This window comes from Citrobacter sp. Cpo103 (assembly GCF_030332605.1).
GTDB lineage: Bacteria > Pseudomonadota > Gammaproteobacteria > Enterobacterales > Enterobacteriaceae > Citrobacter > Citrobacter portucalensis.
On the sequence record NZ_JAOWHO010000029.1, the window covers coordinates 24,289 to 47,846 of the forward strand.

Annotated in this window: 21 protein-coding genes; 12 read left to right on the plus strand and 9 right to left on the minus strand. The window is 54.6% G+C overall.

The genetic code is table 11. The features are described from left to right. The first annotated feature begins 8 nt into the window (after window positions 1–8). Window positions 9–740 carry a pyridoxine 5'-phosphate synthase gene (gene pdxJ, locus OGX89_RS08885; RefSeq protein WP_003835325.1) on the plus strand — a complete coding sequence of 244 codons (732 nt, stop codon included), beginning with the start codon at window positions 9–11 and terminating at the stop codon, window positions 738–740. Further along, window positions 740–1,120, plus strand: a complete 381-nt coding sequence (gene acpS, locus OGX89_RS08890; protein ID WP_003037588.1) for a holo-ACP synthase — start codon at window positions 740–742, stop codon at window positions 1,118–1,120. Before pdxJ ends, acpS begins: the two co-directional genes overlap by 1 nt. A 106-nt stretch (window positions 1,121–1,226) precedes the next feature. On the opposite strand, the gene OGX89_RS08895 is transcribed toward acpS, so the two are convergent. Further along, on the minus strand, window positions 1,227–1,487 hold the full coding sequence (locus OGX89_RS08895; protein ID WP_003037590.1) for a YfhL family 4Fe-4S dicluster ferredoxin: 261 nt from the start codon (window positions 1,485–1,487) through the stop codon (window positions 1,227–1,229). A gap of 55 nt (window positions 1,488–1,542) precedes the next feature. After that, window positions 1,543–2,391 carry a MurR/RpiR family transcriptional regulator gene (locus tag OGX89_RS08900; protein WP_048215763.1) on the minus strand — a complete coding sequence of 283 codons (849 nt, stop codon included), beginning with the start codon at window positions 2,389–2,391 and terminating at the stop codon, window positions 1,543–1,545. A gap of 117 nt (window positions 2,392–2,508) precedes the next feature. On the opposite strand from OGX89_RS08900, the gene murQ reads away from it, so the two are divergent. From murQ to tadA, 4 genes are read left to right on the plus strand one after another with little or no spacing between them, the layout of a single operon-like run. Then, a complete protein-coding gene (gene murQ / locus OGX89_RS08905) occupies window positions 2,509–3,402 on the plus strand; it encodes an N-acetylmuramic acid 6-phosphate etherase (protein WP_048215764.1) in 894 nt (297 codons plus the stop codon). A gap of 9 nt (window positions 3,403–3,411) precedes the next feature. Next, window positions 3,412–4,776: a PTS transporter subunit EIIC gene (locus OGX89_RS08910; protein WP_125112747.1), complete on the plus strand. Its 1,365-nt coding sequence runs from the start codon at window positions 3,412–3,414 to the stop codon at window positions 4,774–4,776. 3 nt (window positions 4,777–4,779) lie between these two features. Then, the gene (gene yfhb, locus OGX89_RS08915; protein ID WP_048234700.1) at window positions 4,780–5,415 is read left to right on the plus strand and encodes a phosphatidylglycerophosphatase C; all 636 of its coding nucleotides are present in this window, start codon (window positions 4,780–4,782) and stop codon (window positions 5,413–5,415) included. A gap of 28 nt (window positions 5,416–5,443) precedes the next feature. Continuing rightward, a complete protein-coding gene (gene tadA / locus OGX89_RS08920) occupies window positions 5,444–5,980 on the plus strand; it encodes a tRNA adenosine(34) deaminase TadA (RefSeq protein WP_125112746.1) in 537 nt (178 codons plus the stop codon). Window positions 5,981–6,020: 40 nt separating this feature from the next. Here tadA and mltF read toward each other — a convergent pair whose 3' ends face one another. After that, window positions 6,021–7,571 carry a membrane-bound lytic murein transglycosylase MltF gene (gene mltF / locus OGX89_RS08925; RefSeq protein ID WP_125112745.1) on the minus strand — a complete coding sequence of 517 codons (1,551 nt, stop codon included), beginning with the start codon at window positions 7,569–7,571 and terminating at the stop codon, window positions 6,021–6,023. A 257-nt stretch (window positions 7,572–7,828) separates the two neighbouring features. Here mltF and purL point away from each other — a divergent pair, with 257 nt between their 5' ends. From purL to glnB, 5 genes are all read left to right on the plus strand, one after another. Further along, window positions 7,829–11,716, plus strand: coding sequence for a phosphoribosylformylglycinamidine synthase (gene purL / locus OGX89_RS08930; RefSeq protein WP_125112744.1), 3,888 nt, complete (start codon window positions 7,829–7,831; stop codon window positions 11,714–11,716). A 647-nt stretch (window positions 11,717–12,363) separates the two neighbouring features. Beyond that, window positions 12,364–13,794: a two component system sensor histidine kinase QseE/GlrK gene (gene qseE, locus OGX89_RS08935; RefSeq protein WP_125112766.1), complete on the plus strand. Its 1,431-nt coding sequence runs from the start codon at window positions 12,364–12,366 to the stop codon at window positions 13,792–13,794. Window positions 13,795–13,816: 22 nt separating this feature from the next. After that, window positions 13,817–14,560: a two-component system QseEF-associated lipoprotein QseG gene (gene qseG, locus OGX89_RS08940; protein WP_125112743.1), complete on the plus strand. Its 744-nt coding sequence runs from the start codon at window positions 13,817–13,819 to the stop codon at window positions 14,558–14,560. Further along, window positions 14,560–15,894 carry a two-component system response regulator GlrR gene (gene glrR / locus OGX89_RS08945; RefSeq protein WP_304502732.1) on the plus strand — a complete coding sequence of 445 codons (1,335 nt, stop codon included), beginning with the start codon at window positions 14,560–14,562 and terminating at the stop codon, window positions 15,892–15,894. Before qseG ends, glrR begins: the two co-directional genes overlap by 1 nt. Before the next feature lie 60 nt (window positions 15,895–15,954). Further along, entirely contained in the window at window positions 15,955–16,293 is a 339-nt protein-coding gene (gene glnB / locus OGX89_RS08950; protein ID WP_002914032.1) for a nitrogen regulatory protein P-II, read from the plus strand. A 101-nt stretch (window positions 16,294–16,394) separates the two neighbouring features. On the opposite strand, the gene hmpA is transcribed toward glnB, so the two are convergent. Beyond that, on the minus strand, window positions 16,395–17,585 hold the full coding sequence (hmpA, locus tag OGX89_RS08955) for an NO-inducible flavohemoprotein (RefSeq protein ID WP_003835279.1): 1,191 nt from the start codon (window positions 17,583–17,585) through the stop codon (window positions 16,395–16,397). Window positions 17,586–17,910: 325 nt separating this feature from the next. On the opposite strand from hmpA, the gene glyA reads away from it, so the two are divergent. After that, window positions 17,911–19,164: a serine hydroxymethyltransferase gene (glyA, locus tag OGX89_RS08960; RefSeq protein WP_003835277.1), complete on the plus strand. Its 1,254-nt coding sequence runs from the start codon at window positions 17,911–17,913 to the stop codon at window positions 19,162–19,164. Window positions 19,165–19,256: 92 nt separating this feature from the next. On the opposite strand, the gene hcaD is transcribed toward glyA, so the two are convergent. From hcaD to hcaE, 5 genes are read right to left on the minus strand one after another with little or no spacing between them, the layout of a single operon-like run. Beyond that, entirely contained in the window at window positions 19,257–20,459 is a 1,203-nt protein-coding gene (gene hcaD, locus OGX89_RS08965; protein ID WP_125112742.1) for a phenylpropionate dioxygenase ferredoxin reductase subunit, read from the minus strand. A 9-nt stretch (window positions 20,460–20,468) separates the two neighbouring features. Further along, the gene (hcaB, locus tag OGX89_RS08970; RefSeq protein WP_125112741.1) at window positions 20,469–21,281 is read right to left on the minus strand and encodes a 3-phenylpropionate-dihydrodiol/cinnamic acid-dihydrodiol dehydrogenase; all 813 of its coding nucleotides are present in this window, start codon (window positions 21,279–21,281) and stop codon (window positions 20,469–20,471) included. Beyond that, on the minus strand, window positions 21,278–21,598 hold the full coding sequence (gene hcaC, locus OGX89_RS08975; RefSeq protein WP_003835270.1) for a 3-phenylpropionate/cinnamic acid dioxygenase ferredoxin subunit: 321 nt from the start codon (window positions 21,596–21,598) through the stop codon (window positions 21,278–21,280). The genes hcaB and hcaC overlap by 4 nt, the downstream gene beginning before the upstream one ends. After that, window positions 21,598–22,116 (minus strand): 3-phenylpropionate/cinnamic acid dioxygenase subunit beta, encoded by a 519-nt coding sequence (gene hcaF / locus OGX89_RS08980; protein ID WP_032944241.1) that lies wholly within the window; start codon window positions 22,114–22,116, stop codon window positions 21,598–21,600. Before hcaF ends, hcaC begins: the two co-directional genes overlap by 1 nt. Beyond that, window positions 22,113–23,474: a 3-phenylpropionate/cinnamic acid dioxygenase subunit alpha gene (gene hcaE, locus OGX89_RS08985; protein WP_063941929.1), complete on the minus strand. Its 1,362-nt coding sequence runs from the start codon at window positions 23,472–23,474 to the stop codon at window positions 22,113–22,115. Before hcaE ends, hcaF begins: the two co-directional genes overlap by 4 nt. Window positions 23,475–23,558: the final 84 nt, after the last annotated feature.

A 23,558-nucleotide genomic window follows, 5' to 3' on the forward strand; every position in this document is an offset into this window, starting at 1 on the left:
GGATTGTCATGGCCGAATTACTGTTAGGCGTCAACATTGACCACATTGCCACTTTACGTAATGCACGCGGTACCGCATATCCGGACCCGGTTCAGGCAGCGTTTATCGTTGAACAGGCGGGCGCGGACGGTATTACCGTACACCTGCGTGAAGACCGTCGTCATATCACCGACCGTGACGTACGTATTTTGCGCCAGACGCTGGATACGCGCATGAATCTGGAAATGGCCGTCACCGAAGAGATGCTGTCGATTGCCGTTGAGACTAAGCCGCATTTTTGCTGCCTGGTGCCGGAAAAACGTCAGGAAGTTACCACTGAAGGTGGGTTGGACGTCGCCGGACAGCGTGACAAGATGCGCGATGCCTGCAAACGTCTGGCGGACGCAGGCATTCTGGTTTCGCTGTTTATCGATGCCGATGAAGAGCAGATTAAGGCCGCTGCGGAAGTTGGCGCACCGTTTATTGAAATTCACACCGGCTGTTACGCCGATGCGAAAACCGACGCAGAACAGGCCAGCGAACTGGCGCGTATCGCCAAAGCGGCGACTTTTGCTGCAAGCCTTGGCCTGAAGGTGAATGCGGGTCACGGTCTGACGTATCACAACGTTAAAGCTATCGCGCGGATCCCGGAAATGCACGAGCTGAATATTGGCCATGCCATTATCGGACGTGCGGTGATGAGCGGCCTGAAAGAGGCCGTAGTCGAAATGAAGCGCCTGATGCTGGAAGCGCGTGGCTAATGGCGATTCTGGGATTAGGTACGGATATCGTGGAGATTGCCCGCATCGAAGCGGTGATCTCCCGTTCCGGCGACCGCCTGGCAAGACGTGTGCTCAGCGACAACGAATGGGCAATCTGGGAAACGCATCAGCAGCCGGTGCGTTTTCTGGCGAAGCGTTTTGCAGTCAAAGAGGCGGCAGCAAAAGCCTTTGGCACGGGTATTCGCAATGGGCTGGCGTTTAATCAGTTTGAAGTCTTTAACGACGAACTCGGTAAGCCGCGTCTGCGATTATGGGGAGAGGCGTTAAAACTGGCGGAAAAACTCGGCGTTGCGCACATGCATGTGACGCTGGCCGATGAGCGTCACTACGCCTGCGCCACGGTGATTATCGAAAGTTAGATTCAGGACGTTGCCGGATGGCGACGCGTAGCGTCTTATCCGGCCTACGGGTTATGCGTTTGTTGCAGGGGCAGGGTAGGAGCTTCATCGCCAGATGGCGACGCGGCTAAAGTTTATCGGCGTGGTGCATCAGCACAAACTTATCCCACAGCTGCTCTTCTGTTTCGACATGCGCCGGATCTTTCAAAATAGTATTGGGAATAGGGCACACCTTCTGGCAGGTTGGCGTGTCGTAATGGCCTACGCATTCCGTACACTTGTCGCTGTTAATCTCGTAAATGCTATCACCCATCGAAATCGCCTCATTCGGGCATTCTGGCTCGCACATATCGCAATTGATACACTTTTTAGTGATTAACAGGGCCATCAGGAAACTCTCAAAACATCACAAATCGGGCGGGCATTATACGCGCATTCTTTGCTCAGACCAGTTTTTTTACCAGTGCTTCGCTGTGGCGAATACGTTCCGGGGCATGCTCCAGATCCTGCTGCACCAGCGCCATAAACAGTAAATCGGTGAGCATCATTTGCGCATGGGTGGAGGAAATCGCTGCGCTGCGCGTGGCCTGCTCCTCGGCAATGGTGTACAGACAATGACTTGCCCGTTGCTGCAGAGCGTTCGGTGTAAATCCGGTGATGGCGAGGATTTTCGCGCCGGTACGCAGCGTTTCATCTGCCGCCAGATTAAGTTCGCGGCGCTCACCGGTGTACGAAATAGCCAGCAACAAATCGCTTGGTGAAAGCGCCTGCACCGTCGCCAGCAGGGCGTGCATATCACGTTCGACTACCGCGTTAAAACCAATCTTCAACAGCTTCCAGGCAAAGTTTTGCGCTACCAGACCCGATGCGCCAATCCCGGTCACGATAATGCGGCGGGCTGAACGCAGCATCGTGACGCTCTCCATCAGTTTCTCTTCGCTGTTGACGTCCAGCGTCGCATGCATCGCCGCCACGTTCTCTTTAATCAGTTTCTCGCCTACCATTCGCATTGGGTCGTCACCGCGAATCTGATTATGTACCGGAATGGAATGGGGATTAGGATTGCTGGCCAATGCTTCGCTAATCGCCAGTTTGAGTGCCGGGAATCCTTTAAAGCCCATCTTTTGCGCGAATTTTACCACGCTGGACTGGCTGACGCCCGCTTCAAAGGCCAGCTGTTGTGAACTGAGATGACGCGCAGTATCCGGCTGAGCAAGAAGATAATCCGCAAGTTTTTTATCGCTTTGCGCGAGATCCGGATAACGCTGACGAATGCGAATTAAACAGTTCATGCTTTCTCCTGGCGAAAATGTGATGGCGATTACAAAACAAAATATCACTCGCCTTAGTGAATATAATATTCCATTATGACAGATTATTATGAATTAAAAATTCCTAAGGAACAAAAAATGAATCTCGGTGCGTTAGTTTCAGAAACCCGCAATCCTCAGACCATGGATCTGGATGCGCTCTCCACTCTGGAGTTGGTTCATCGTTTTAATCAACAGGATACGCTGGTAGCTGAAGCAGTAAAAGCAACTCTTCCTGAAGTTGCGCGTGCGGTCGATGCGGCAGCTGACGCGCTAAAAGCCGGTGGACGCATTATTTACATGGGAGCAGGTACCAGCGGGCGTCTTGGGGTGCTGGACGCGTCTGAATGCCCGCCGACTTTTGGCGTCCCGCACGGTCTGGTGGTTGGGCTGATTGCCGGGGGACCGGGCGCTTTGCTGAAGGCAGTAGAAGGCGCAGAAGATAACCCGCAGCTAGGCGAAGACGATCTGCGTGAGCTTAATCTTACCGCACAGGATCTGGTGGTGGGGCTGGCAGCTTCTGGTCGCACGCCGTATGTAATTGGCGGGTTGAAATATGCGCGTTCGGTGGGCTGTACAACGGCGGCTATTTCTTGCAATCCAGATTCCCCTATCGCGCATGAAGCGGATATTGCCATTTCTCCGGTAGTGGGGCCTGAGGCGCTGACCGGGTCAACACGACTGAAATCCGGCACCGCGCAAAAGCTGGTGCTCAATATGATCTCCACCGGCGCGATGGTGAAATTTGGCAAGGTGTACCAGAACCTGATGGTTGATATGCAGGCAACCAACGTCAAACTGGTCGATCGGGCGTGCCGTATGGTGGTTGAAGCCACCGGTATTGCGCGGGCTCAAGCTGAAACGCTGCTGAAGCAGACGGATTATGATGTTAAGCCAGCTATTTTAATGGCGCTCACCGGCCTGGATGCCGCTGCCGCCCGCGAAAAGCTTGCCGCTCACCAGGGTTTTTTACGCGCGGCGTTAGAACACTAAGAGGTGTATATGGATAAGACGGCGTTGCTGGCCAGCGACATCCTGCTGGGCGTTGGTGGAGAGAACAATATTCTGCGTCTGGAAAACTGTATGACCCGTGTCAGGGTGGAAGTTCAGGATGACGGGCAGATCGATATTCCCCGCCTCAGGCAACTGCCCGGCGTTAGCGGCTACGTGAAGCAGGGCGCACAGCACCAGATTATTGTCGGCCCCGGTAAAGCAGCCAAAGTGGTGGATGCCATGCGTTCCCTGATTGCCGATGGCGGCGAGCGAGCAGGTGCCAATGATATTGAGCGCACCAAGTCAGAGGCCAAAGCGAAGTACAAAGCGCCGATGAGCGATGCGCTGCGTAAGCTGGCGAACGTCTTTATCCCTCTAATTCCGGCGTTTATCGCCTCCGGTTTGATTACCGGCATTATTAACATCCTTAAGCGCCCGGATATCGTGGGGGATTTTGCGACCCACTATCCAAATATGCTGGGGTTGATGGGCATATTTGGCAGCGCCGTATTTGCCATTATGAATATTCTGGTCGGGGTGAATACCGCCAAAGTTTTCGGTGGCTCCCTGGCAATGGGCGGGGTGATGGCGGGAATCCTCTCCAGCCCTCAGCTGGCGCAAATTACCCTGTTTGGCGAAGCGTTGCAGCCGGGGCGCGGTGGGGTGATCGCGGTATTGCTGGTGGTTGCGCTGATGTGCTGGATCGAACGTAAATTCCGCGCGCTGTTGCCAGAATCACTGGAGCTTATCCTTAACCCGCTGCTGACCACCATCATTACCGGCGTAATCGCGATTGTGGCGCTGCAACCGCTTGGCGGATGGATTTCTGAATCTATCGCTCACGGCGCATCCTGGGCTATCGATCGCGGCGGTTTTCTGGTCGGTGCCGTGCTGGCGGGAACCTTCCTGCCGTTGGTACTTACCGGGCTTCATCAGGGATTGGTGCCCATCCATGTTGAATTGGTCCAGGCGCACGGTTATAACGCGCTCTTTCCGATCCTGGCGATGGCGGGCGTTGGGCAAATAGGTGCTGCGATTGCGGTTTTGATGAAAACCCGCAATGCGCGACTAAAGAAAGTGATCAAAGGGGCGCTACCGGTCGGACTGCTGGGGATTGGCGAGCCGCTGATTTTTGGCGTAACGCTGCCGTTGGGCAAGCCGTTTATCGGTGCCTGTCTTGGCGGCGCGGTAGGTGGGGCGCTGATTAGCTACTGGAAGGTGGCGACGGTCATCACCTTTGGCATCTCCGGATTACCGCTGGCACTGACGATTGTTGCCGGAAAAGTGATGTTCTATCTGTTAGGCTATCTGGTAGCAGTTATCGCCGGGTTCCTGTTTACCTGGCTATTGGGATTCACTGATCCAGAGGAATAAGGTTTGACCAATCACCAGCGCCGCGTTGTCTTTTTTGATTTGGATGGCACGTTACACCAGCAGGATATGTTCGGTAGTTTTATTCGTTATCTGCTGCGTCGCCAGCCGCTGAATGCGTTGCTTGTGCTGCCTTTGTTACCGGTGATTGCGCTGGCGTTGCTGATAAAAGGACGTGCCGCTCGCTGGCCAATGAGCCTGCTGTTATGGGGATGCACTTTTGGCCGCAGCGAGGCGCGTCTGAAAGCGCATCAGGCCGACTTTGTGCGCTGGTTTCGCAGTAACGTGACGGCGTTTCCGCTCGTGCAGCAGCGGCTGACAACCTACCTGTTAAGCTCTGACGCTGATATCTGGCTTATTACCGGCTCTCCACAGTCACTGGTCGAGCAGGTTTACTTTGATACTCCATGGCTACCGCGAGTCAATCTGATTGCCAGCAAAATGGCGCGGGGATACGGCGGCTGGGTACTGACTCTGCGCTGTCTGGGCCATGAGAAAGTGACACAACTGGAACGCCACATTGGCGCGCCGCTACAGCTTTACAGTGGCTATAGTGACAGTAATCAGGACAATCCGCTGCTCTCTTTTTGCCAGCATCGCTGGCGCGTCACGCCGCGCGGAGAGCTTCAGCAACTCGAATAGCCAACGCACATGCAATTTGAAGTATGACGTGTATAATGCGCCCGCTTTGATTACTGGAGTTACCCCTTTGTCAGATGTTGAATTTAGCCACGAATACTGGATGCGTCATGCTTTAACGCTGGCTAAGCGCGCCTGGGATGAGCGTGAAGTCCCGGTGGGTGCGGTATTGGTACATAACAACCGAGTGATTGGCGAAGGCTGGAACCGCCCGATAGGTCATCATGATCCGACTGCTCATGCTGAGATTATGGCGCTGCGTCAGGGCGGCCTGGTGCTGCAAAACTACCGCCTGTTAGATACCACGCTGTACGTCACTCTGGAACCGTGCGTGATGTGCGCTGGCGCGATGGTGCACAGCCGTATCGGTCGGGTCGTTTTTGGCGCGCGCGATGCGAAAACCGGGGCTGCCGGGTCATTAATGGATGTGCTGCATCACCCAGGAATGAATCATCGGGTTGAAGTGACCGAAGGGGTACTGCGGGATGAATGCGCCACGCTGCTCAGTGATTTCTTCCGCATGCGCCGGCAGGAAATTAAGGCCCTGAAAAAATCCGCTAATCAGTAACTCTCAGCCTGATGGTGCTGCGCTTATCAGGCTACCAGGACTACTTTCCCTCTTTTTTCTGCGGTGAAAACAGCAGGGAAGGGGAGTGCGTCAGGTAGTTTGACGACGTCTGAGACAGAAACGCCGAAAGCGGGAATTCATCTTTACCTATTAGCTCTGCGGGCGTCACCGCCGGGTAATCCTGCGCCAGTTGCTGCGTTTCTAGCGCCTGTTTTTCTTTCTCTTGCAGATATCCCACCAGGCTAATCTGGTATTTACGGATGTTTTCCACATAGGCGTAGGCTTCATGGCCACGCGCATAACCATAGGTCAACTTATTGTAATACGGCTTTTGGCTAAGCAGCGGTAGTCGCTGTTTTACGTCGGACCAACTGTTCGGATTGCCTTTGGTTTTCACCGTCAGCGCCCGTGCGTCCAGCATGTGCGCATAACCCATATTGTAGGCTGCAAGCGCAAACCAGATGCGTTCTCCTTCGGGGACGGTATCCGGTACTTTGCTCATCATGTCCTGCAAATATCGCGCGCCGCCGCTGATGCTTTGTTCGGCATCGGTACGGTCGGTCAGCCCAAGACTCTGAGCGGTATTTTTGGTCAGCATCATCAGCCCGCGTACGCCGGTTGGAGAGGTGGCCTGCGCGTCCCAGTGTGATTCCTGATATGAGATAGCGGCCAGCAGTCGCCAGTCTATCTCTTGCGCATATTTCTCAAACAGCGGCTTGAGGTCCGGCAACACACTGTCTACGGCGCGTAAAAAGGAGCGGGTATCGACATAGTCAAAATCATCGCCATGCCCGAGATATTTCTCTTCCAGCCGTGCCAGAGAACCGTCTTCATTCATGGTGTTGAAGAAATCCAGTAGGGCGGCAGACAGCGTGTTGTCATCGTCCAGCCGACTAAACCATGTCACCGGTTGTTCGTCAGAGACGTCGAGCGCTACGGCCAGCTCAGGATGCACGCGTTGATATAAGCTGATGGCAACAGAATCGGCAATGGTGTAATCCAGCTTTCCGGCGATTACATCATCAAGCAGTTCGGTGGTGCCCTTTTTGTCATCGACTTTCCAGCTCAGATCGGGAAATTTTTTCTCTTTTAGCTGCTGGAGGTCATTAACCACCACGTGCCCCGGGGCGATAGTCAGTTGGTTTTCGTTCACGGTGGCAAGCGTGCGCGGGCGGTATTGCCCAACCCGGTACACCAGCTGTTGTGAAACCGAATAATAGGTCGGGCCTGGCTGGTAATTTTTCACCCGCTCGCTGTTATAGACCAGACCTGCGGCTAACAGGTCGGCATTGCCGTTATCCAGGTCGTCAAAAAGCTGGCTGATGTTCTGGCGTACGGTAACTTTTAACTTCACGCCTAAGTAGTCGGCAAATTCCTGGGCCAGTTCATAATCCAGGCCGAATTTTTTGCCGTTGAGGGTCGCGTAAGTTAATGGCGAATCAATGGTACTGACGCGCAGCTCTCCCCGCGACTGAATGGCGGCGATACGATTTTCGGCTTTACCGAACCAGGGGATAGATGGCCAAAGGGCCGCTGCCAACAACAGCGTCAATATGCCGATGAACAGATAATTAATCTTTAATTTTTTCAATTAGTTAATTCTCTGAACCGTACGTTGTCTCTGTCTGCTGTGGTGTTGATTAAGAAGTGAAGTCGTCATTAATGAACGGCATTTTGCTTAAACTTGCGTCAGTTGGCAACTTATTCAGAAATCTGACCGCATTTGATGATAAGTGACGGTCGTGATTTTATTTCGACGCAAACGGTTTCGTCGGCGCGGTAGATTCTTTATAATGACGCCCGTTTCCCCCACTTGGGCACACCGAAAGCTTAGAAGACGAGAGACTTATGATGGAAATTCTGCGTGGTTCACCTGCACTGTCTGCATTCCGTATTAACAAACTGCTGGCACGTTTTCAGGCTGCCAACCTCCAGGTCCACAACATTTACGCCGAGTACGTCCATTTTGCCGATCTGAATGCACCGTTAAATGAAGATGAGCACGCGCAGCTTGCACGCCTGCTGAAATATGGTCCTGCTCTGCAAAGCCACGCCCCGGAAGGCAAACTGCTGCTGGTTACACCTCGCCCTGGCACCATCTCCCCGTGGTCTTCTAAAGCGACTGATATTGCCCACAACTGCGGTCTGCACCAGATTAGCCGCCTGGAACGTGGCATTGCCTGGTATGTAGAAGCCTCTACGCTGACCGCTGAGCAATGGCAGATGGTGGCCGACGAACTGCACGACCGCATGATGGAAACGGTTTTCTCTGCGCTGAACGATGCCGAAAAACTGTTTGCCCATCACCAACCGGCGCCGGTCTCCAGCGTTGATCTACTGGGTGAGGGGCGTCAGGCGCTGATCGACGCTAACCTGCGTCTGGGTCTGGCGCTGGCGGAAGACGAAATTGACTATCTGCAGGATGCGTTCACCAAACTGGGACGTAACCCGAACGATATTGAACTATACATGTTTGCGCAGGCCAACTCTGAGCACTGCCGCCACAAGATTTTTAACGCCGACTGGGTTATCGATGGTAAACAGCAGCCGAAGTCGCTGTTCAAGATGATCAAGAATACCTTCGAAACCACGCCGGACCACGTGCTGTCTGCCTATAAAGACAACGCTGCGGTAATGGAAGGCTCTGAAGTGGGCCGCTATTTTGCCGACCACAAAACCGGCCGCTACGATTTCCATCAGGAACCAGCCCACATCCTGATGAAGGTTGAAACTCACAACCACCCGACGGCCATCTCTCCGTGGCCGGGTGCGGCAACCGGCTCCGGCGGCGAAATCCGCGATGAAGGCGCAACCGGTCGCGGTGCAAAACCGAAAGCCGGGCTGGTGGGTTTCTCCGTTTCCAACCTGCGTATTCCTGGCTTTGAACAGCCGTGGGAAGAAGACTTCGGTAAGCCGGACCGTATTGTTACCGCGCTTGATATCATGACCGAAGGCCCGCTGGGCGGCGCGGCGTTTAACAACGAATTTGGTCGTCCGGCGCTGACCGGATACTTCCGTACCTATGAAGAAAAGGTCAACAGCCACAACGGCGAAGAGCTGCGCGGTTACCATAAACCGATCATGCTGGCAGGCGGGATCGGTAACATCCGTGCCGATCACGTACAGAAGGGCGAGATCGTCGTTGGCGCTAAGCTTATCGTCCTCGGCGGCCCGGCGATGAACATCGGTCTTGGCGGTGGGGCAGCCTCCTCTATGGCTTCCGGCCAGTCTGATGCCGATCTTGATTTCGCTTCCGTACAGCGTGACAACCCGGAAATGGAACGTCGTTGCCAGGAAGTTATCGACCGTTGCTGGCAGATGGGTGATGCGAACCCGATTCTGTTTATCCATGACGTTGGCGCGGGTGGACTGTCTAACGCTATGCCGGAGCTGGTAAGCGATGGCGGTCGCGGCGGTAAGTTCCAGCTGCGCGATATCCTCAGCGACGAGCCGGGTATGAGTCCGCTGGAAATCTGGTGTAACGAATCCCAGGAACGCTACGTGCTGGCGGTTGCTGCCGATCAATTGCCGCTGTTTGACGAACTGTGTAAGCGCGAGCGCGCGCCGTATGCGGTGATTGGTGAAGCTACCGAAGAACAGCATCTGACCTTGAGCGACAGCCACTTCGACAACCAGCCGATCGACATGCCGCTCGATGTGCTGCTGGGTAAAACACCGAAAATGACCCGCGATGTGCAGACGCTGAAAGCCAAAGGCGATGCCCTGAATCGTGGCGAAATCTCGATTGCAGATGCGGTTAACCGCGTGCTGCATCTGCCGACTGTCGCGGAGAAAACGTTCCTCGTGACCATCGGTGACCGTACCGTTACCGGCATGGTTGCGCGTGACCAGATGGTTGGTCCATGGCAGATCCCGGTCGCCAACTGCGCGGTCACTACCGCAAGCCTCGATAGCTACTACGGCGAAGCGATGTCTATCGGCGAGCGCGCGCCGGTTGCGCTACTGGACTTCTCTGCCTCTGCGCGTCTGGCTGTCGGTGAAGCGCTGACCAACATTGCGGCAACGCAGATTGGCGACATCAAACGTATTAAGCTGTCGGCAAACTGGATGGCGGCTGCGGGTCACCCTGGTGAAGATGCTGGCCTGTACGAAGCAGTAAAAGCCGTCGGGGAAGAGCTATGCCCGGCGCTCGGCCTGACCATTCCAGTGGGCAAAGACTCTATGTCGATGAAAACCCGCTGGCAGGAAGGTAACGAGCAGCGTGAAATGACCTCGCCACTGTCGCTGGTGATCACCGCCTTTGCCCGCGTGGAAGATGTGCGCCACACCATTACCCCGCAGCTCTCTACTGAAGACAACGCCCTGCTGCTGATTGACCTCGGTCTTGGTCACAATGCGCTGGGCGCTACGTCGCTGGCGCAGGTTTACCGTCAACTGGGTGATAAGCCTGCCGACGTGCGTAACGTTGAGCAACTGAAAGGCTTCTACGATGCGATTCAGGCGCTGGTCGCTGCGCGTAAGCTGCTGGCCTACCATGACCGTTCCGACGGTGGGCTGCTGGTGACGCTGGCTGAAATGGCCTTCGCCGGGCACTGCGGTATTGAGGCTGATATCAGCACTCTGGGCGACGATCGTCTGGCGGCGCTGTTTAACGAAGAGCTGGGCGCGGTTATCCAGGTTCGCGCTGCTGAGCGTGAAGCGGTAGAAGCGATTCTGGCTGCTCACGGGCTGGCGGATTGCGTGCACTATCTTGGTCAGGCGGTAACGGGTGATCGTTTCACTCTGAGCGCCAATGGTCAGAATGTGTTCAGCGAAAGCCGCACACAGCTTCGTATGTGGTGGGCGGAAACCACCTGGCAGATGCAGCGTCTGCGCGATAACCCTGAGTGTGCCGATCAGGAACATGACGCTAAAACTAACGATGCCGATCCAGGCCTCAACGTTAAACTGTCGTTTGATATCAACGAAGATGTTGCCGCGCCGTACATCGCCACCGGTGCGCGTCCAAAAGTGGCCGTACTGCGTGAGCAGGGGGTGAACTCCCACGTTGAAATGGCGGCAGCCTTCCACCGTGCAGGCTTTGACGCCATCGATGTGCACATGAGCGACCTGCTGGGCGGACGTATCGGCCTGGGTAATTTCCAGGCTCTGGTGGCCTGCGGCGGTTTCTCTTACGGCGATGTACTCGGCGCAGGGGAAGGTTGGGCGAAGTCGATTCTGTTCAACAACCGCGTCCGTGATGAGTTCGAAACCTTCTTCCATCGCCCGCAAACGCTGGCTCTCGGCGTGTGTAACGGTTGTCAGATGATGTCTAACCTGCGTGAGCTGATCCCGGGAAGTGAGCTGTGGCCGCGCTTTGTGCGTAACCACTCTGACCGCTTTGAAGCCCGCTTCAGCTTGGTCGAAGTGACGCAAAGCCCGTCTTTGCTGCTTGCCGATATGGTGGGGTCGATGATGCCGATTGCCGTTTCTCACGGTGAAGGTCGTGTGGAAGTGCGTGACGGTGCGCATCTGGCTCAGCTTGAGAGCAAAGGTCTGGTGGCGCTGCGCTATGTTGATAACTTCGGTAAGGTGACCGAGACCTATCCGGCTAACCCGAACGGTTCGCCGAACGGTATTACTGCAGTGACCACTGAAAATGGTCGCGTCACCATTATGATGCCGCACCCGGAACGTGTGTTCCGTACCGTGAGCAACTCCTGGCACCCGGAAAACTGGGGCGAGGATAGCCCGTGGATGCGTATTTTCCGCAACGCGCGTAAACAGCTCGGTTAATTCGCGCAATAGTCATCAAGCCCCTCTTCGCGAGGGGCTTTTTTTGTCTGCAGGATGGAACCCGCCTGATGACGCTACGTTTATCAGGCCTACGGAGAAATGCGGTTGTCGGCCGGATTAGGCGTTCACGTCGCCATCCGGCAATAAACTCAGCGCTTGCACCTAAAAGTAAAGTGTCGGGAAATGCCGACATGGACAGGGTTGCAGTGTCGTCAAAAAGAGACGTTTAATTATTTGATTTAATGGGAATTTGTTTTTAAGTGCTGCAAGTGTTGCTTATTGGCGACAGAAAGAACAAAAAACAGCCAGAATTGTTATTTGTGAAAATAATAATATTTTTCATACTTATCATTGTGTTAATAAAGTGTTTTGAATATTGGCACAGATGCTGCATAATATTAACCAGTGGCTCATTCACCTTCTTATGTCAGCCCCTTCGGGACGTGCTACATAAACTTCGAATGACGCACAACAAGGTGCCTGCCGTCCAACATCTGATATTAGCATTGCTCATATCAACCTCCGGGCGAAACGTCGAGTTAGGCACCGCCTTATTCCATAACAAAGCCGGGTTAATCCCGGCTTTGTTGTATCTGGCGTTCCCCTCAGTTAGCATCAATCTATTCCTGTCCATTGAGAGTAACGCCTTGAAGCGCTGGTCAGTTTTTCCCCGATCTTTACGTCAATTGGTGACGTTGGCCTTCTTGCTTATCCTGCTGCCGTTGTTAGTTCTGGCCTGGCAGGCATGGCAAAGTCTGAATGCCCTGAGCGCGCAGGCTGCGCTGACAAACCGCACCACGCTGATTGATGCCAGACGCAGCGAGGCGATGACCAACGTCGCGCTGGAGATGGAGCGCAGCTATCGGCAATACTGCGTGCTTGATGACCCAACATTGGCCAGGGTCTACCAAAGCCAGCGTAAACGCTACAGCGACATGCTGGATGCGCATGCGGGGGTGTTGCCGGATACCAAGCTCTACCAGGCGTTGCGTCAGGATCTTAACGATCTCGCGCAGTTGCAGTGTAAAAACAGTGGTCCTGACAGTGTGTCGGCTGCACGACTGGAAGCATTCGCCAATGCCAATACCGAGATGGTGCAAGCGACGCGTACCGTGATCTTTTCTCGTGGGCAGCAGTTACAGCAGGAAATAGCCGAACGTGGGCAGTTTTTTGGCTGGCAGGCACTGGTGCTGTTTCTCGTCAGCCTGGCGATGGTCTTGCTGTTTACCCGCATGATTATCGGTCCGGTGAAGGGCATTGAACGGATGATCAACTGTCTGGGAGAAGGGCGCTCGCTTGGGGATAGCGTATTATTTACCGGGCCACGGGAATTGAGATCCGTGGGGCAGCGTATCATCTGGTTAAGCGAACGCCTCTCCTGGCTTGAGTCGCAACGGCATCAGTTTTTACGCCATCTTTCCCATGAGCTGAAAACACCGCTGGCGAGCATGCGCGAAGGTACCGAATTGTTGGCCGATCAGGTGGTTGGCCCGTTAACAGCGGAGCAAAAAGAGGTGGTCGGTATTCTGGATGACAGCAGCCGCAACCTGCAAAAGCTGATTGAACAACTCCTTGATTACAACCGCAAGCTGGCTGATGACGAGGTGGAACTTGAAAGTGTGGAAATCACGCCGCTGGTGGAAAGCGTTGTTTCTGCGCATAGCCTGCCCGCTCGCGCCAAAATGATACATACTGATGTTGCGCTTGCGGTGAACACCTGCCTGGCAGAACCGATGCTGTTGATGAGCGTGCTGGACAATCTTTATTCCAATGCGGTGCACTATGGTGCTGAATCCGGTAACATTTGGATCCGCAGCAGTTTGCATGGCTCAACGGTATACATCGATGTAATGAATACCGGCACACCGATTCCAGAAGCAGAACAGACCATGATCTTCGAGCCTTTTTTCCAGGGGAGTCATCAGCGAAAAGGGGCGGTAAAAGGAAGCGGGTTGGGGCTAAGCATTGCCAGAGATTGCATCCGCCGTATGCGGGGCAAGCTGTATCTGGTTGATGACCATGCGCAAAACGTTTGTTTTCGCATAGAACTGCCGCTAGCTGCTGCGAAAAATCACTAAAATAAACCTAAGTCTGGTGAGTATGCCATACGTTGTTGTCCGAATGCTTAAACGACATTTTCTTCGTCGCGTCATCCTCGCAAGCCTGCCGTGCCTGGCGCTGGTTGGTTGTGTCCCGAACGCGGTGAATCATATTATCGGTGATCCCTCGCAGGAGAAAATTCCGCCTAATCAAATGGCGGACTACCTTGCAACCGACTGTACGGATATCTGGTCGCTGTCTGGCCAGTCTACAGAAACCAATCCGTTGTACTGGCTGCGGGCGATGGATTGTGCCAATCGCCTGATGCCGGTGCAGGCGCGTAGTGAAGCCAGCACCCTGATGACAGATACCTGGCAGGGCGCTTTCAGGCGTGGGATCCTGCTCGATAATGCCAACATTACGCCGCCTGAAAGGCGGGAGGCTGTTACGCGCCTCGATGCGTTAAGCCCGCAAATTCCGCCGCAGGTACGCCCGCTGTATCAGGTCTGGCGCAGCAGCCAAACGTTGCAGTTGCAGCTTGCCGAAGAGCGTATGCGCTACAGTAAACTCCAGCAAGCGTCCGACAGCGATCTCGATACGCTGCGCCAACAGCAACAGCATTTGCAGTCCCAGCTCGATCTCACGACCCGCAAGCTGGAGAATCTGACCGATATTGAGCGCCAGCTTTCTACGCGCAAACCTGGCGGTAACTACAATCCTGATGCGCTGCACGGGAACGATAAACTCACTACGCCTGATAACGAAGAAGGCGCAGCGCCGTCTGCCGATGAGGTTACGCCATGATAAGCCGTAAGCCCGCGCATCTGCTGCTGGTGGATGACGATCCGGGCCTGTTGAAATTACTTGGAATGCGACTGACCAGCGAAGGCTACAGCGTCGTGACCGCGGAAAGTGGGCAGGAAGGGTTACGGGTGCTGAACCGTGAAAAAGTGGATCTGGTTATTAGCGATCTGCGCATGGATGAAATGGATGGCATGCAGCTGTTTACTGAAATCCAGAAAGTACAGCCTGGAATGCCGGTGATTATCCTGACCGCTCACGGCTCCATCCCGGACGCCGTTGCGGCGACCCAGCAGGGGGTGTTCAGTTTTCTCACTAAGCCAGTCGACAAGGACGCGTTGTATCACGCGATTGACGGGGCGCTGGAACAGTCTGCGCCCGCCACCGATGACAGCTGGCGCGAATCTATCGTTACCCGCAGCCCGCTGATGCTACGCCTGCTGGAACAGGCGCGGATGGTGGCGCAATCGGACGTTAGTGTCTTGATTAACGGCCAAAGCGGAACCGGGAAAGAAGTTTTCGCTCAGGCTATTCACAACGCCAGCCCACGCAGCCAAAAACCTTTCATTGCCATTAACTGCGGTGCGTTGCCGGAACAACTGCTGGAATCAGAACTGTTTGGTCATGCACGGGGGGCTTTTACCGGTGCGGTGAGCAATCGTGAAGGGCTGTTTCAGGCCGCGGAAGGCGGCACGCTGTTTCTCGATGAGATTGGCGATATGCCTGCGCCGTTACAGGTGAAACTGCTGCGCGTATTGCAGGAACGAAAAGTCAGACCGTTGGGCAGTAACCGCGATATCGACATTGATGTGCGGATCGTTTCTGCGACCCACCGCGATTTACCCAAAGCGATGGCTCGGGGTGAATTTCGCGAGGATTTGTACTATCGCCTCAACGTGGTGAGCCTGAAGATCCCTGCGCTGGCCGAGCGTACGGAAGATATTCCGCTGCTGGCGAACCATCTGCTGCGCCAGTCTGCTGAACGGCACAAACCGTTCGTACGCGCCTTTTCAACCGATGCCATGAAGCGGTTAATGACCGCCAGCTGGCCGGGCAACGTGCGTCAGCTGGTCAACGTGATTGAGCAGTGCGTGGCGTTGACCTCTTCGCCGGTGATCAGCGACGCGCTGGTGGAGCAGGCGCTGGAAGGGGAAAACACCGCGCTGCCGACCTTTGTTGAGGCGCGTAACCAGTTTGAGCTCAACTATCTGCGTAAGCTGCTGCAAATCACCAAGGGCAATGTGACCCATGCAGCAAGAATGGCGGGGCGCAACCGCACCGAATTCTATAAATTGCTTTCTCGGCACGAGCTGGATGCAAACGATTTCAAAGAATAAATCTGCGGATTATGTTAGCTTTATTCGATCAAAAGACAGGCGACCTTTTCAAGGAATAGCATGAAAAAGATTGATGCGATTATTAAACCCTTCAAGCTGGACGACGTCCGCGAAGCGCTGGCAGAAGTCGGCATTACCGGTATGACTGTGACAGAAGTGAAAGGGTTTGGCCGTCAGAAAGGCCATACCGAGCTGTACCGTGGTGCGGAATATATGGTGGATTTTCTGCCGAAGGTAAAAATTGAAATTGTGGTTACCGACGACATCGTCGATACCTGCGTCGACACCATTATCCGTACTGCCCAGACCGGCAAGATCGGCGACGGTAAGATTTTTGTCTTCGACGTGGCACGCGTTATTCGTATTCGTACCGGTGAAGAAGACGACGCGGCAATCTAAGCCGCGCCGTTAATTTGTAGGCCTGATAAACGTAGCGCATCAGGTCGAGTGATTGCCGGATGGCGGCGTAAACGCCTTATCCGGCCTACTCGCGTAACACATTACAAGACTTTGTGTGGACCGAAGCATTCGTAATGAATGTTCTCGTTTTTCACGCCCAGACCGACCAGCTGCTTCGCGGCGAACTGCATGAAACCAACCGGACCGCACAGATAAAACTGCATCGCCGGATCGCTAATTGCGCTTTCCAGTTTGTTCAAATCCATCAGACCTACGCTATCAAACGCACCTTTCGCGCGATCGACTTCGGTTGGCTCACGATACCAGGTGTGTGCGCTAAAGCGTGGCAGCGTTTTGCCGAGTTCATTGACTTCATCAGCGAAGGCATGCACGTCACCATTTTCTGCCGCGTGGAACCAGTTAACCTGCGCCGTATGCTTCGCTTTTGCCAGCGTATCCAGCATCGCCAGCATTGGGGTTTGTCCCACGCCCGCGGAGATCAGAGATACCGGGGTGTCGGTCGCGACGTCCATAAAGAAATCGCCCGCAGGTGCGGCCAGGTGAACAACGTCGCCAACATTCGCATGGTTGTGCAGCCAGGTTGAAACCTGACCACCGTCTTCACGCTTAACCGCAATACGGTAGCCTTTGCCATCGGGTTTACGGGTCAGTGAGTACTGACGAATTTCCTGATGCGGGAAACCTTCCGGCTTTAACCAGACGCCCAGGTATTGCCCCGGATGATATTCAGCCACTGCGCCACCATCGACAGGTTCAAATTCAAAGCTGGTGATAAGTGCACTACGTGGGGTTTTTGCCACGATGCGGAAAGGACGGGTACCTTCCCAGCCGCCATTTTTATTGGCATTTTCGCTGTAAATCTGCGCTTCACGGTTGATGAAAACGTTCGCCAGCACGCCGTATGCTTTGCCCCACGCATCCAGAACTTCCTGGCCTGGGCTGAACATTTCGTCCAGCGTTGCCAGTAAATGGCCACCCACGATGTTGTACTGCTCGGGTTTAATCTGGAAGCTGGTATGCTTCTGTGCGATTTTCTCAACAGCCGGCAACAGTGCCGCCAGATTTTCGATATTGCTGGCATACGCGGCAATAGCATTAAACAGCGCTTCACGCTGATCGCCATTACGCTGATTACTCATGTTGAAGATTTCTTTCAGCTCTGGGTTATGCGTAAACATGCGGTCGTAGAAATGGGCGGTCAGCTTCGGGCCTGTTTCAACCAGAAGGGGAATGGTGGCTTTCACTGTAGCGATGGTTTGTGCGTCAAGCATACGGTCTTCCTTTATCTGAGACTTTAATGATGTATGTCAAATACATCTTATAAAAAATACCCCTGCATTGTAAATGGTTCTTTGTAACTTTGCGTTGTAAAGGTTACATCGTGAAAAATCTGCATCACAAACCTGAAAAGAAATCCGTTGAAATTCAGCAGACCTTTGTTCTCCAAAGCCTTGCGTACCGCGAAGGTAATCGTTTGCGTAAAATCCTTTGTCAAGACCTGTTATCGAAGAATGATTCGGTTATACTGTTGGCCGAAGTCCTAGGGACTGCCTTTTTAGGCCGAAATTCTATTGTTAGCTGAGTCAGGAGATGCGGATGTTAAAGCGTGAAATGAACATTGCCGATTATGATGCCGAACTGTGGCAGGCTATGGAGCAGGAAAAAGTACGTCAGGAAGAGCACATCGAACTGATCGCCTCCGAAAACTACACCAGCCCGCGTGTTATGCAGGCGCAGGGTTCTCAGCTGACCAACAAATACGCTGAAGGTTATCCGGGCAAGCGCTACTACGGCGGTTGCGAGTACGTTGATATCGTTGAGCAACTGGCTATCGATCGTGCAAAAGAGCTGTTTGGCGCTGACTACGCCAACGTACAGCCGCACTCTGGTTCTCAGGCTAACTTCGCTGTTTACACCGCTCTGCTGCAACCGGGCGATACCGTTCTGGGTATGAACCTGGCACAAGGCGGCCACCTGACTCACGGCTCCCCGGTTAACTTCTCCGGCAAACTGTACAACATCATCCCTTACGGTATTGATGAGTCCGGCAAAATTGACTACGAAGACATGGCGAAGCAGGCCAAAGAGCACAAACCGAAGATGATCATCGGTGGCTTCTCTGCTTACTCCGGCGTTGTTGACTGGGCAAAAATGCGCGAAATCGCCGACAGCATCGGTGCATACCTGTTCGTCGATATGGCGCACGTTGCGGGTCTGATTGCCGCGGGCGTTTATCCGAACCCGGTTCCACACGCACACGTTGTGACCACCACTACCCACAAAACCCTGGCGGGTCCGCGCGGTGGCCTGATCCTGGCGAAAGGCGGTGACGAAGAGCTGTACAAAAAACTGAACTCCGCTGTGTTCCCAAGCGCGCAGGGCGGCCCGCTGATGCACGTGATCGCGGCGAAAGCTGTGGCGCTGAAAGAAGCGATGGAGCCTGAGTTCAAGGTTTACCAACAGCAGGTTGCTAAAAACGCCAAAGCGATGGTGGAAGTGTTCCTGAACCGTGGCTACAAAGTGGTTTCTGGCGGTACTGAAAACCACCTGTTCCTGCTGGATCTGGTTGATAAAAACCTGACCGGTAAAGAAGCTGACGCCGCGCTGGGCCGTGCTAACATCACCGTTAACAAAAACAGCGTACCGAACGATCCGAAGAGCCCGTTTGTGACTTCCGGTATCCGTATCGGTTCTCCGGCTGTGACTCGCCGTGGCTTTAAAGAAGCTGAAGTGAAAGAGCTGGCTGGCTGGATGTGTGACGTTCTGGACAACATCAATGACGAAGCTGTTATCGAGCGCGTCAAAGGTAAAGTGCTCGATATCTGTGCACGTTTCCCGGTTTACGCGTAAGTAATACGGATTGCCAGATGGTGGTGTAAACATCTTATCCGGCCTACAGGTAACTCACATGTAGGCCAGATAAACGAAGTGCCATCCGGCAGTTATATTGACTTAAGCAAGATTGTTTCATCGATTAAAGCCGCCACTGGCGGCTTTTTCTTTGCCTGAATCCATTTTCTCAATAAACGTATTTCTCGGCCCTGATTCAACGTTACTGCGCCGACAATCACGTCATCCTGTAGGTTAAACCATATTGCTCTCTGCGCATCTGAATTGCCGCGTATGAGCCAGCTGTCTCCCTGCATTTCGCCAATAAACTGCAAATTATCGCGATATTGATCGGTCCAGAACCAGCCCGGCGTTGCTGCTGGCTGCGGTTGATTGAGCATCGCGGCGGCGGCAACCTGTGCCTGAAAATTGGCGTTTTCCCAGCTTTCGACGCGTACTAACGAACCGTCAGCCTGGCGCGTTATCGCTACGTCACCGGCGGCGAAAATCGCGGGATCGGAGGTGGTGCAGGCGGTATCAACGATAATGCCGTTCGCCGTCTCCAGCCCCGCTTCGCGGGCCAGCATATCGTTCGCCACGATACCGATGCCATAGATCACCGAATCAGCGGTGAGAGTTTCGCCGTTTTGTAGCGTGAGCGAGAGACACTCTCCTGCTTCGACATGCTCAATAGTGCTGTTAAGCAGTACTCGCACGCCCGCAAGTTGGTGGCGGGCTAGCAGATAGTCGCGCACCGGAGCAGGCGCGTTGCGGCCCATGACCGTTGGCGCCAGCTCCACCACCGTCACCTGACAGCTACGTTGAGTCGCGCTGGCCGCCAGTTCCAGACCAATGGTGCCCGCACCGACAATGACAATCGACTTGCCCGGCAATAAATTGTCGCGCAGGCGCTCGGCATCGCCCGCGTGGCGCAGGGTGAAGCAACGATCGCCCAGCTTATCCAGTTGCGGAAGGGGGCGTGCCGCAGCGCCCGTCGCAATCAGTAGCCGATCCCATGGATAACTCTGCCCATTAGCCAGCACCAACTGATGCGTTTGGCGGCCGAGCGTCCGCACAGTAACCCCCAGATGCAGCTGTACGTTGTGTTCCCGCCACCAGTCAGCGGGGAGTATCGGCTGAAGTTGCGGATTGTCGTCCAGTAGCATCGCTTTGGAGAGCGGTGGGCGTTCATAGGGCAGATGTTGCTCATCGGAAAACAGGTGTAATTCGCCGTCAAATCCTTGTTGGCGCAGTGCAGCGGCAGCCATAGCCGCCGACTGACCGCCGCCGACGATAGCGATAGTTTTTGGGTTCATAACGCCTCCTCAGAGATCCAGTCCGGCGGCGACGTGACGAATACCGCGAATACCCAGACCGGCGTCGGCATTGATCATCACGCCGCTCAATGTGCGGTTGTTACGCTTTGACGCCAGCATCACATACGGGCCGGTAAAATCCGCCGGCTCCGGGAAAAACTGTAGTGGCAAAATAGCGGCGATTTTTTCCGGCGTAAGCGACTGCATAATCGATGTATCGTTTTGTCCCAGCGCCTGCGGGCCGCGTAGATCTGTCGCCATACCGCATGGACCGACACCGTTAACACGAACCTTTGGTGCCAGCTCGTATGCCAGCTGGCGAATCAGCCCGGTAGCCGCATGTTTGCTGGCGGTATACAGCGGGCCGCCGCCGCCGGGATACCACGACGCATTGGACAGGGTAAAGATGATGCTGCCTTCGCTGGCGATAAGTGCAGGGGCACAGGCTTTTGCGCCCAGCAGATAGCCCAGCACGTTGACGTTAAACAGCTCATGAAAGCCGCTCTCCAGCGCATCCGCAGGCGTATTGACCAACGAGGCGTTGTGATCCCATATCCCCGCATTTCCGATAAAACAGTCCAGCGTACCGTAATGCGTCAGGATTTGATCTACCGCGCGCTGATAGTCGGCGTAGCAGGTGACGTTGCCTTCGATTGCCAGCACATGTTCGCCAAAGTGCTGACGCAGGCTGGCAACTTTAGCTGGCGACAGCTCCAGCGTGGCGACCCGCGCACCTTCTTCGATGAAACGCTCGACCAGCGCCAGGCCAAGACCGGAGCCGCCGCCGGTGATAAAGACCACGTTATCGCGTAAATCGCTCATCTTGCGTCCTCTGGAATATCAACAAACACATCGCTACCGTCCACATATACTGCGTAGGTGGTTAGCGGATCGGTGGCGGGTAGACACAACGCCTTGCCGGTTCTCAGGCAAAAACTGGCGGCATGCAGCGGGCATTCCACCGTAGCGTCGTCTTCCAGATAGCCTTCCGACATCGAGGCGTTACCGTGGCTACAGCGATCGTTAATGGCATAGAACTCGCCGCCAACGTTGAACAGCGCGATGACGGGCGAAGTATCAAGCCGGAGCGCTTCACCCTCCGGCAAATCCCCTACGGGGCAGGCATAAACACGACTCATCAGAACAGTACACTCAGGTTATGGGAGGTGATCACCGCTTGATCCAGCACGATCTCACGCTCCAGTAAGCGCCACTCATCGCCCGGCAAACGGCGCACTTTGTCTATGCGCATGCCGACGTAAAAGGTTTCATCGCGCTCTTTTTGCGCGCGATACAGCAGATAATTAAGGCGCACGGCAAAGACGTCGGGAACTCCAGTTTCACTGACCTGGCAGTTGCTGATCAGGTGCCGGGTACGCGACGGTGGCTCTTCCGCCCAGGCCATGCCGGTTTCCAGCCGCGCGATACGACGTTCGAGCTGGTCTTTGTTGTCGTTGAAAATCCAGGTGGTCGGCGGCTGCACGCCTTTGCGACGATCGCGCGTCTGGGCATTGACCGTCGTACGCATGGTGTAGCGAATGTCTTCATCCAGTTGTGCCAGCCAGTCACGAAACTTCCAGTCATCCAGCAGGCTGGCTTCATGGTAGAGAAACTGTGTAATGCGGTGGTGTAGTTCCTGAGAAACTAAGGTGCTCATTTCATCACCTCCTGCTGGTAAGCTGCGGTTTTCTCCTGCACTTCCTGCCAGCTTTCGCTGCTGAGCAAATCGGCCCAGCGCTGATACATGCCGCGCGCGGCGGTTTCCGAAAAGATGTAGTTGGTGATCCCCGGAATGCCGTCTTCACGACGTTTCTCCTGGCCAAGCCCCATTTCCAGACACAACCTGGTGTTGCGTGCGCGATGACCCTTCAACAGTTTTTGTATTTCACACCAGTTTTCCGAGTCGTCCTGCTCCAGGAATCCGGCGGGGCCAAAAGCCCGCGTTGCGCTGTTTTCAAACGCGGCTTTCACTTCATCAGAGGCGGCTTTATCGGTAATACAGAATGCCCACACTTCAACTTGATCCGGCCCGCGCGGATGCCAGACCCTTAAGGTGGCAGTACCGTTGAGCCAGGAAAGCGTTGGGAAAATGTTGTTGTGACCGGCCAGACGCAGGGCGCGAACTTTACCCAGACGCTGCTCGGCTTCCGCGTAGGTGTCACGGTAGTAGCTGGAGACTTCGCCGTCGACCCAGACATTGGCATCAGGATTTTCGGTAAAGAAAAATCCGCTACCGTGCCCATCCTGACCGAACTGTAGTGCGTCTTTGGCGGTTTCCCACACCGGGCGGGCGGTTTGTCCGTCTCCCAGGCGTTTATCGCTGCCGTCGTCTTTTGCCCCCAGCACCTGCACGGCCGAGGCGTGGCTGAACAGCGCGTGATACTGGTCGCTGGCAAACTGTTCGGCGGGGAATTTCCAGTTACAATCGATGGTCCACTTTTGTACGCCACCGACGATTTCGGTGCCGCCTTCACGACGATCCAGCACACCGTCGAGATACCAGGCGATGTCGCCGAGATAATCGCGCAGCGCAGGCGCGGAGGTATCCCAGTTGCCGAAAATCAGTCCCTTGTAGCTCTCTACGCCAGGAACTTCGTTCAGCCCCCAGTGCGATTTGCACAGCCCTTGCGGGTAGGCGCGCGGTTCCAGCGGGACGTCGATCAGCTCGCCGTTAATGCCGTACGACCAGCCGTGATACGGGCAGGTGAAGGCGCGGGTATTACCGCAGTCGGCGTAGCTGACGCGCATTGCGCGGTGGCGACACTGGTTGAGAAACGCTTTGATGCTGCCGTCTTTCTGGCGAACCACCACAACTGCATCCTCGCCCATGTAGGTGTTAAAAAAATCACCGGGTTTGGGGATTTGGCTTTCGTGGGCGAGAAATAACCAGCAGCGTCCGAAGATGCGTTCCAGCTCCAGTTGGTAAATTTCAGGGTCGGTATAAATTCGTGGGGTTACGCGACCGTTTTGCGTATCGATCAGTTGGTAGATGTCTAAATTTGAGGGTGTGGTCATATTTTTTAATCCTGAAAGCTAAGATGTATTGACCTTCTTTTTTTGTACCCTAAGGATGTTGCTGTTTGGTTATCAATCTGTGAA

What these genes read in the sequence shown, in the direction of transcription:
- purL (WP_125112744.1), top strand. Translation starts at nt 7,829, where the DNA reads ATGATGGAAATTCTGCGTGGTTCACCTGCACTGTCTGCATTCCGTATT.
- acpS (WP_003037588.1), top strand. Translation starts at nt 740, where the DNA reads ATGGCGATTCTGGGATTAGGTACGGATATCGTGGAGATTGCCCGCATC.
- murQ (WP_048215764.1), top strand. Translation starts at nt 2,509, where the DNA reads ATGAATCTCGGTGCGTTAGTTTCAGAAACCCGCAATCCTCAGACCATG.
- glyA (WP_003835277.1), top strand. Translation starts at nt 17,911, where the DNA reads ATGTTAAAGCGTGAAATGAACATTGCCGATTATGATGCCGAACTGTGG.
- hmpA (WP_003835279.1), bottom strand. Translation starts at nt 17,585, where the DNA reads ATGCTTGACGCACAAACCATCGCTACAGTGAAAGCCACCATTCCCCTT.
- OGX89_RS08900 (WP_048215763.1), bottom strand. Translation starts at nt 2,391, where the DNA reads ATGAACTGTTTAATTCGCATTCGTCAGCGTTATCCGGATCTCGCGCAA.
- hcaD (WP_125112742.1), bottom strand. Translation starts at nt 20,459, where the DNA reads ATGAACCCAAAAACTATCGCTATCGTCGGCGGCGGTCAGTCGGCGGCT.
- hcaE (WP_063941929.1), bottom strand. Translation starts at nt 23,474, where the DNA reads ATGACCACACCCTCAAATTTAGACATCTACCAACTGATCGATACGCAA.
- pdxJ (WP_003835325.1), top strand. Translation starts at nt 9, where the DNA reads ATGGCCGAATTACTGTTAGGCGTCAACATTGACCACATTGCCACTTTA.
- hcaF (WP_032944241.1), bottom strand. Translation starts at nt 22,116, where the DNA reads ATGAGCACCTTAGTTTCTCAGGAACTACACCACCGCATTACACAGTTT.
- hcaC (WP_003835270.1), bottom strand. Translation starts at nt 21,598, where the DNA reads ATGAGTCGTGTTTATGCCTGCCCCGTAGGGGATTTGCCGGAGGGTGAA.
- hcaB (WP_125112741.1), bottom strand. Translation starts at nt 21,281, where the DNA reads ATGAGCGATTTACGCGATAACGTGGTCTTTATCACCGGCGGCGGCTCC.
- qseG (WP_125112743.1), top strand. Translation starts at nt 13,817, where the DNA reads ATGCCATACGTTGTTGTCCGAATGCTTAAACGACATTTTCTTCGTCGC.
- glnB (WP_002914032.1), top strand. Translation starts at nt 15,955, where the DNA reads ATGAAAAAGATTGATGCGATTATTAAACCCTTCAAGCTGGACGACGTC.
- OGX89_RS08895 (WP_003037590.1), bottom strand. Translation starts at nt 1,487, where the DNA reads ATGGCCCTGTTAATCACTAAAAAGTGTATCAATTGCGATATGTGCGAG.
- OGX89_RS08910 (WP_125112747.1), top strand. Translation starts at nt 3,412, where the DNA reads ATGGATAAGACGGCGTTGCTGGCCAGCGACATCCTGCTGGGCGTTGGT.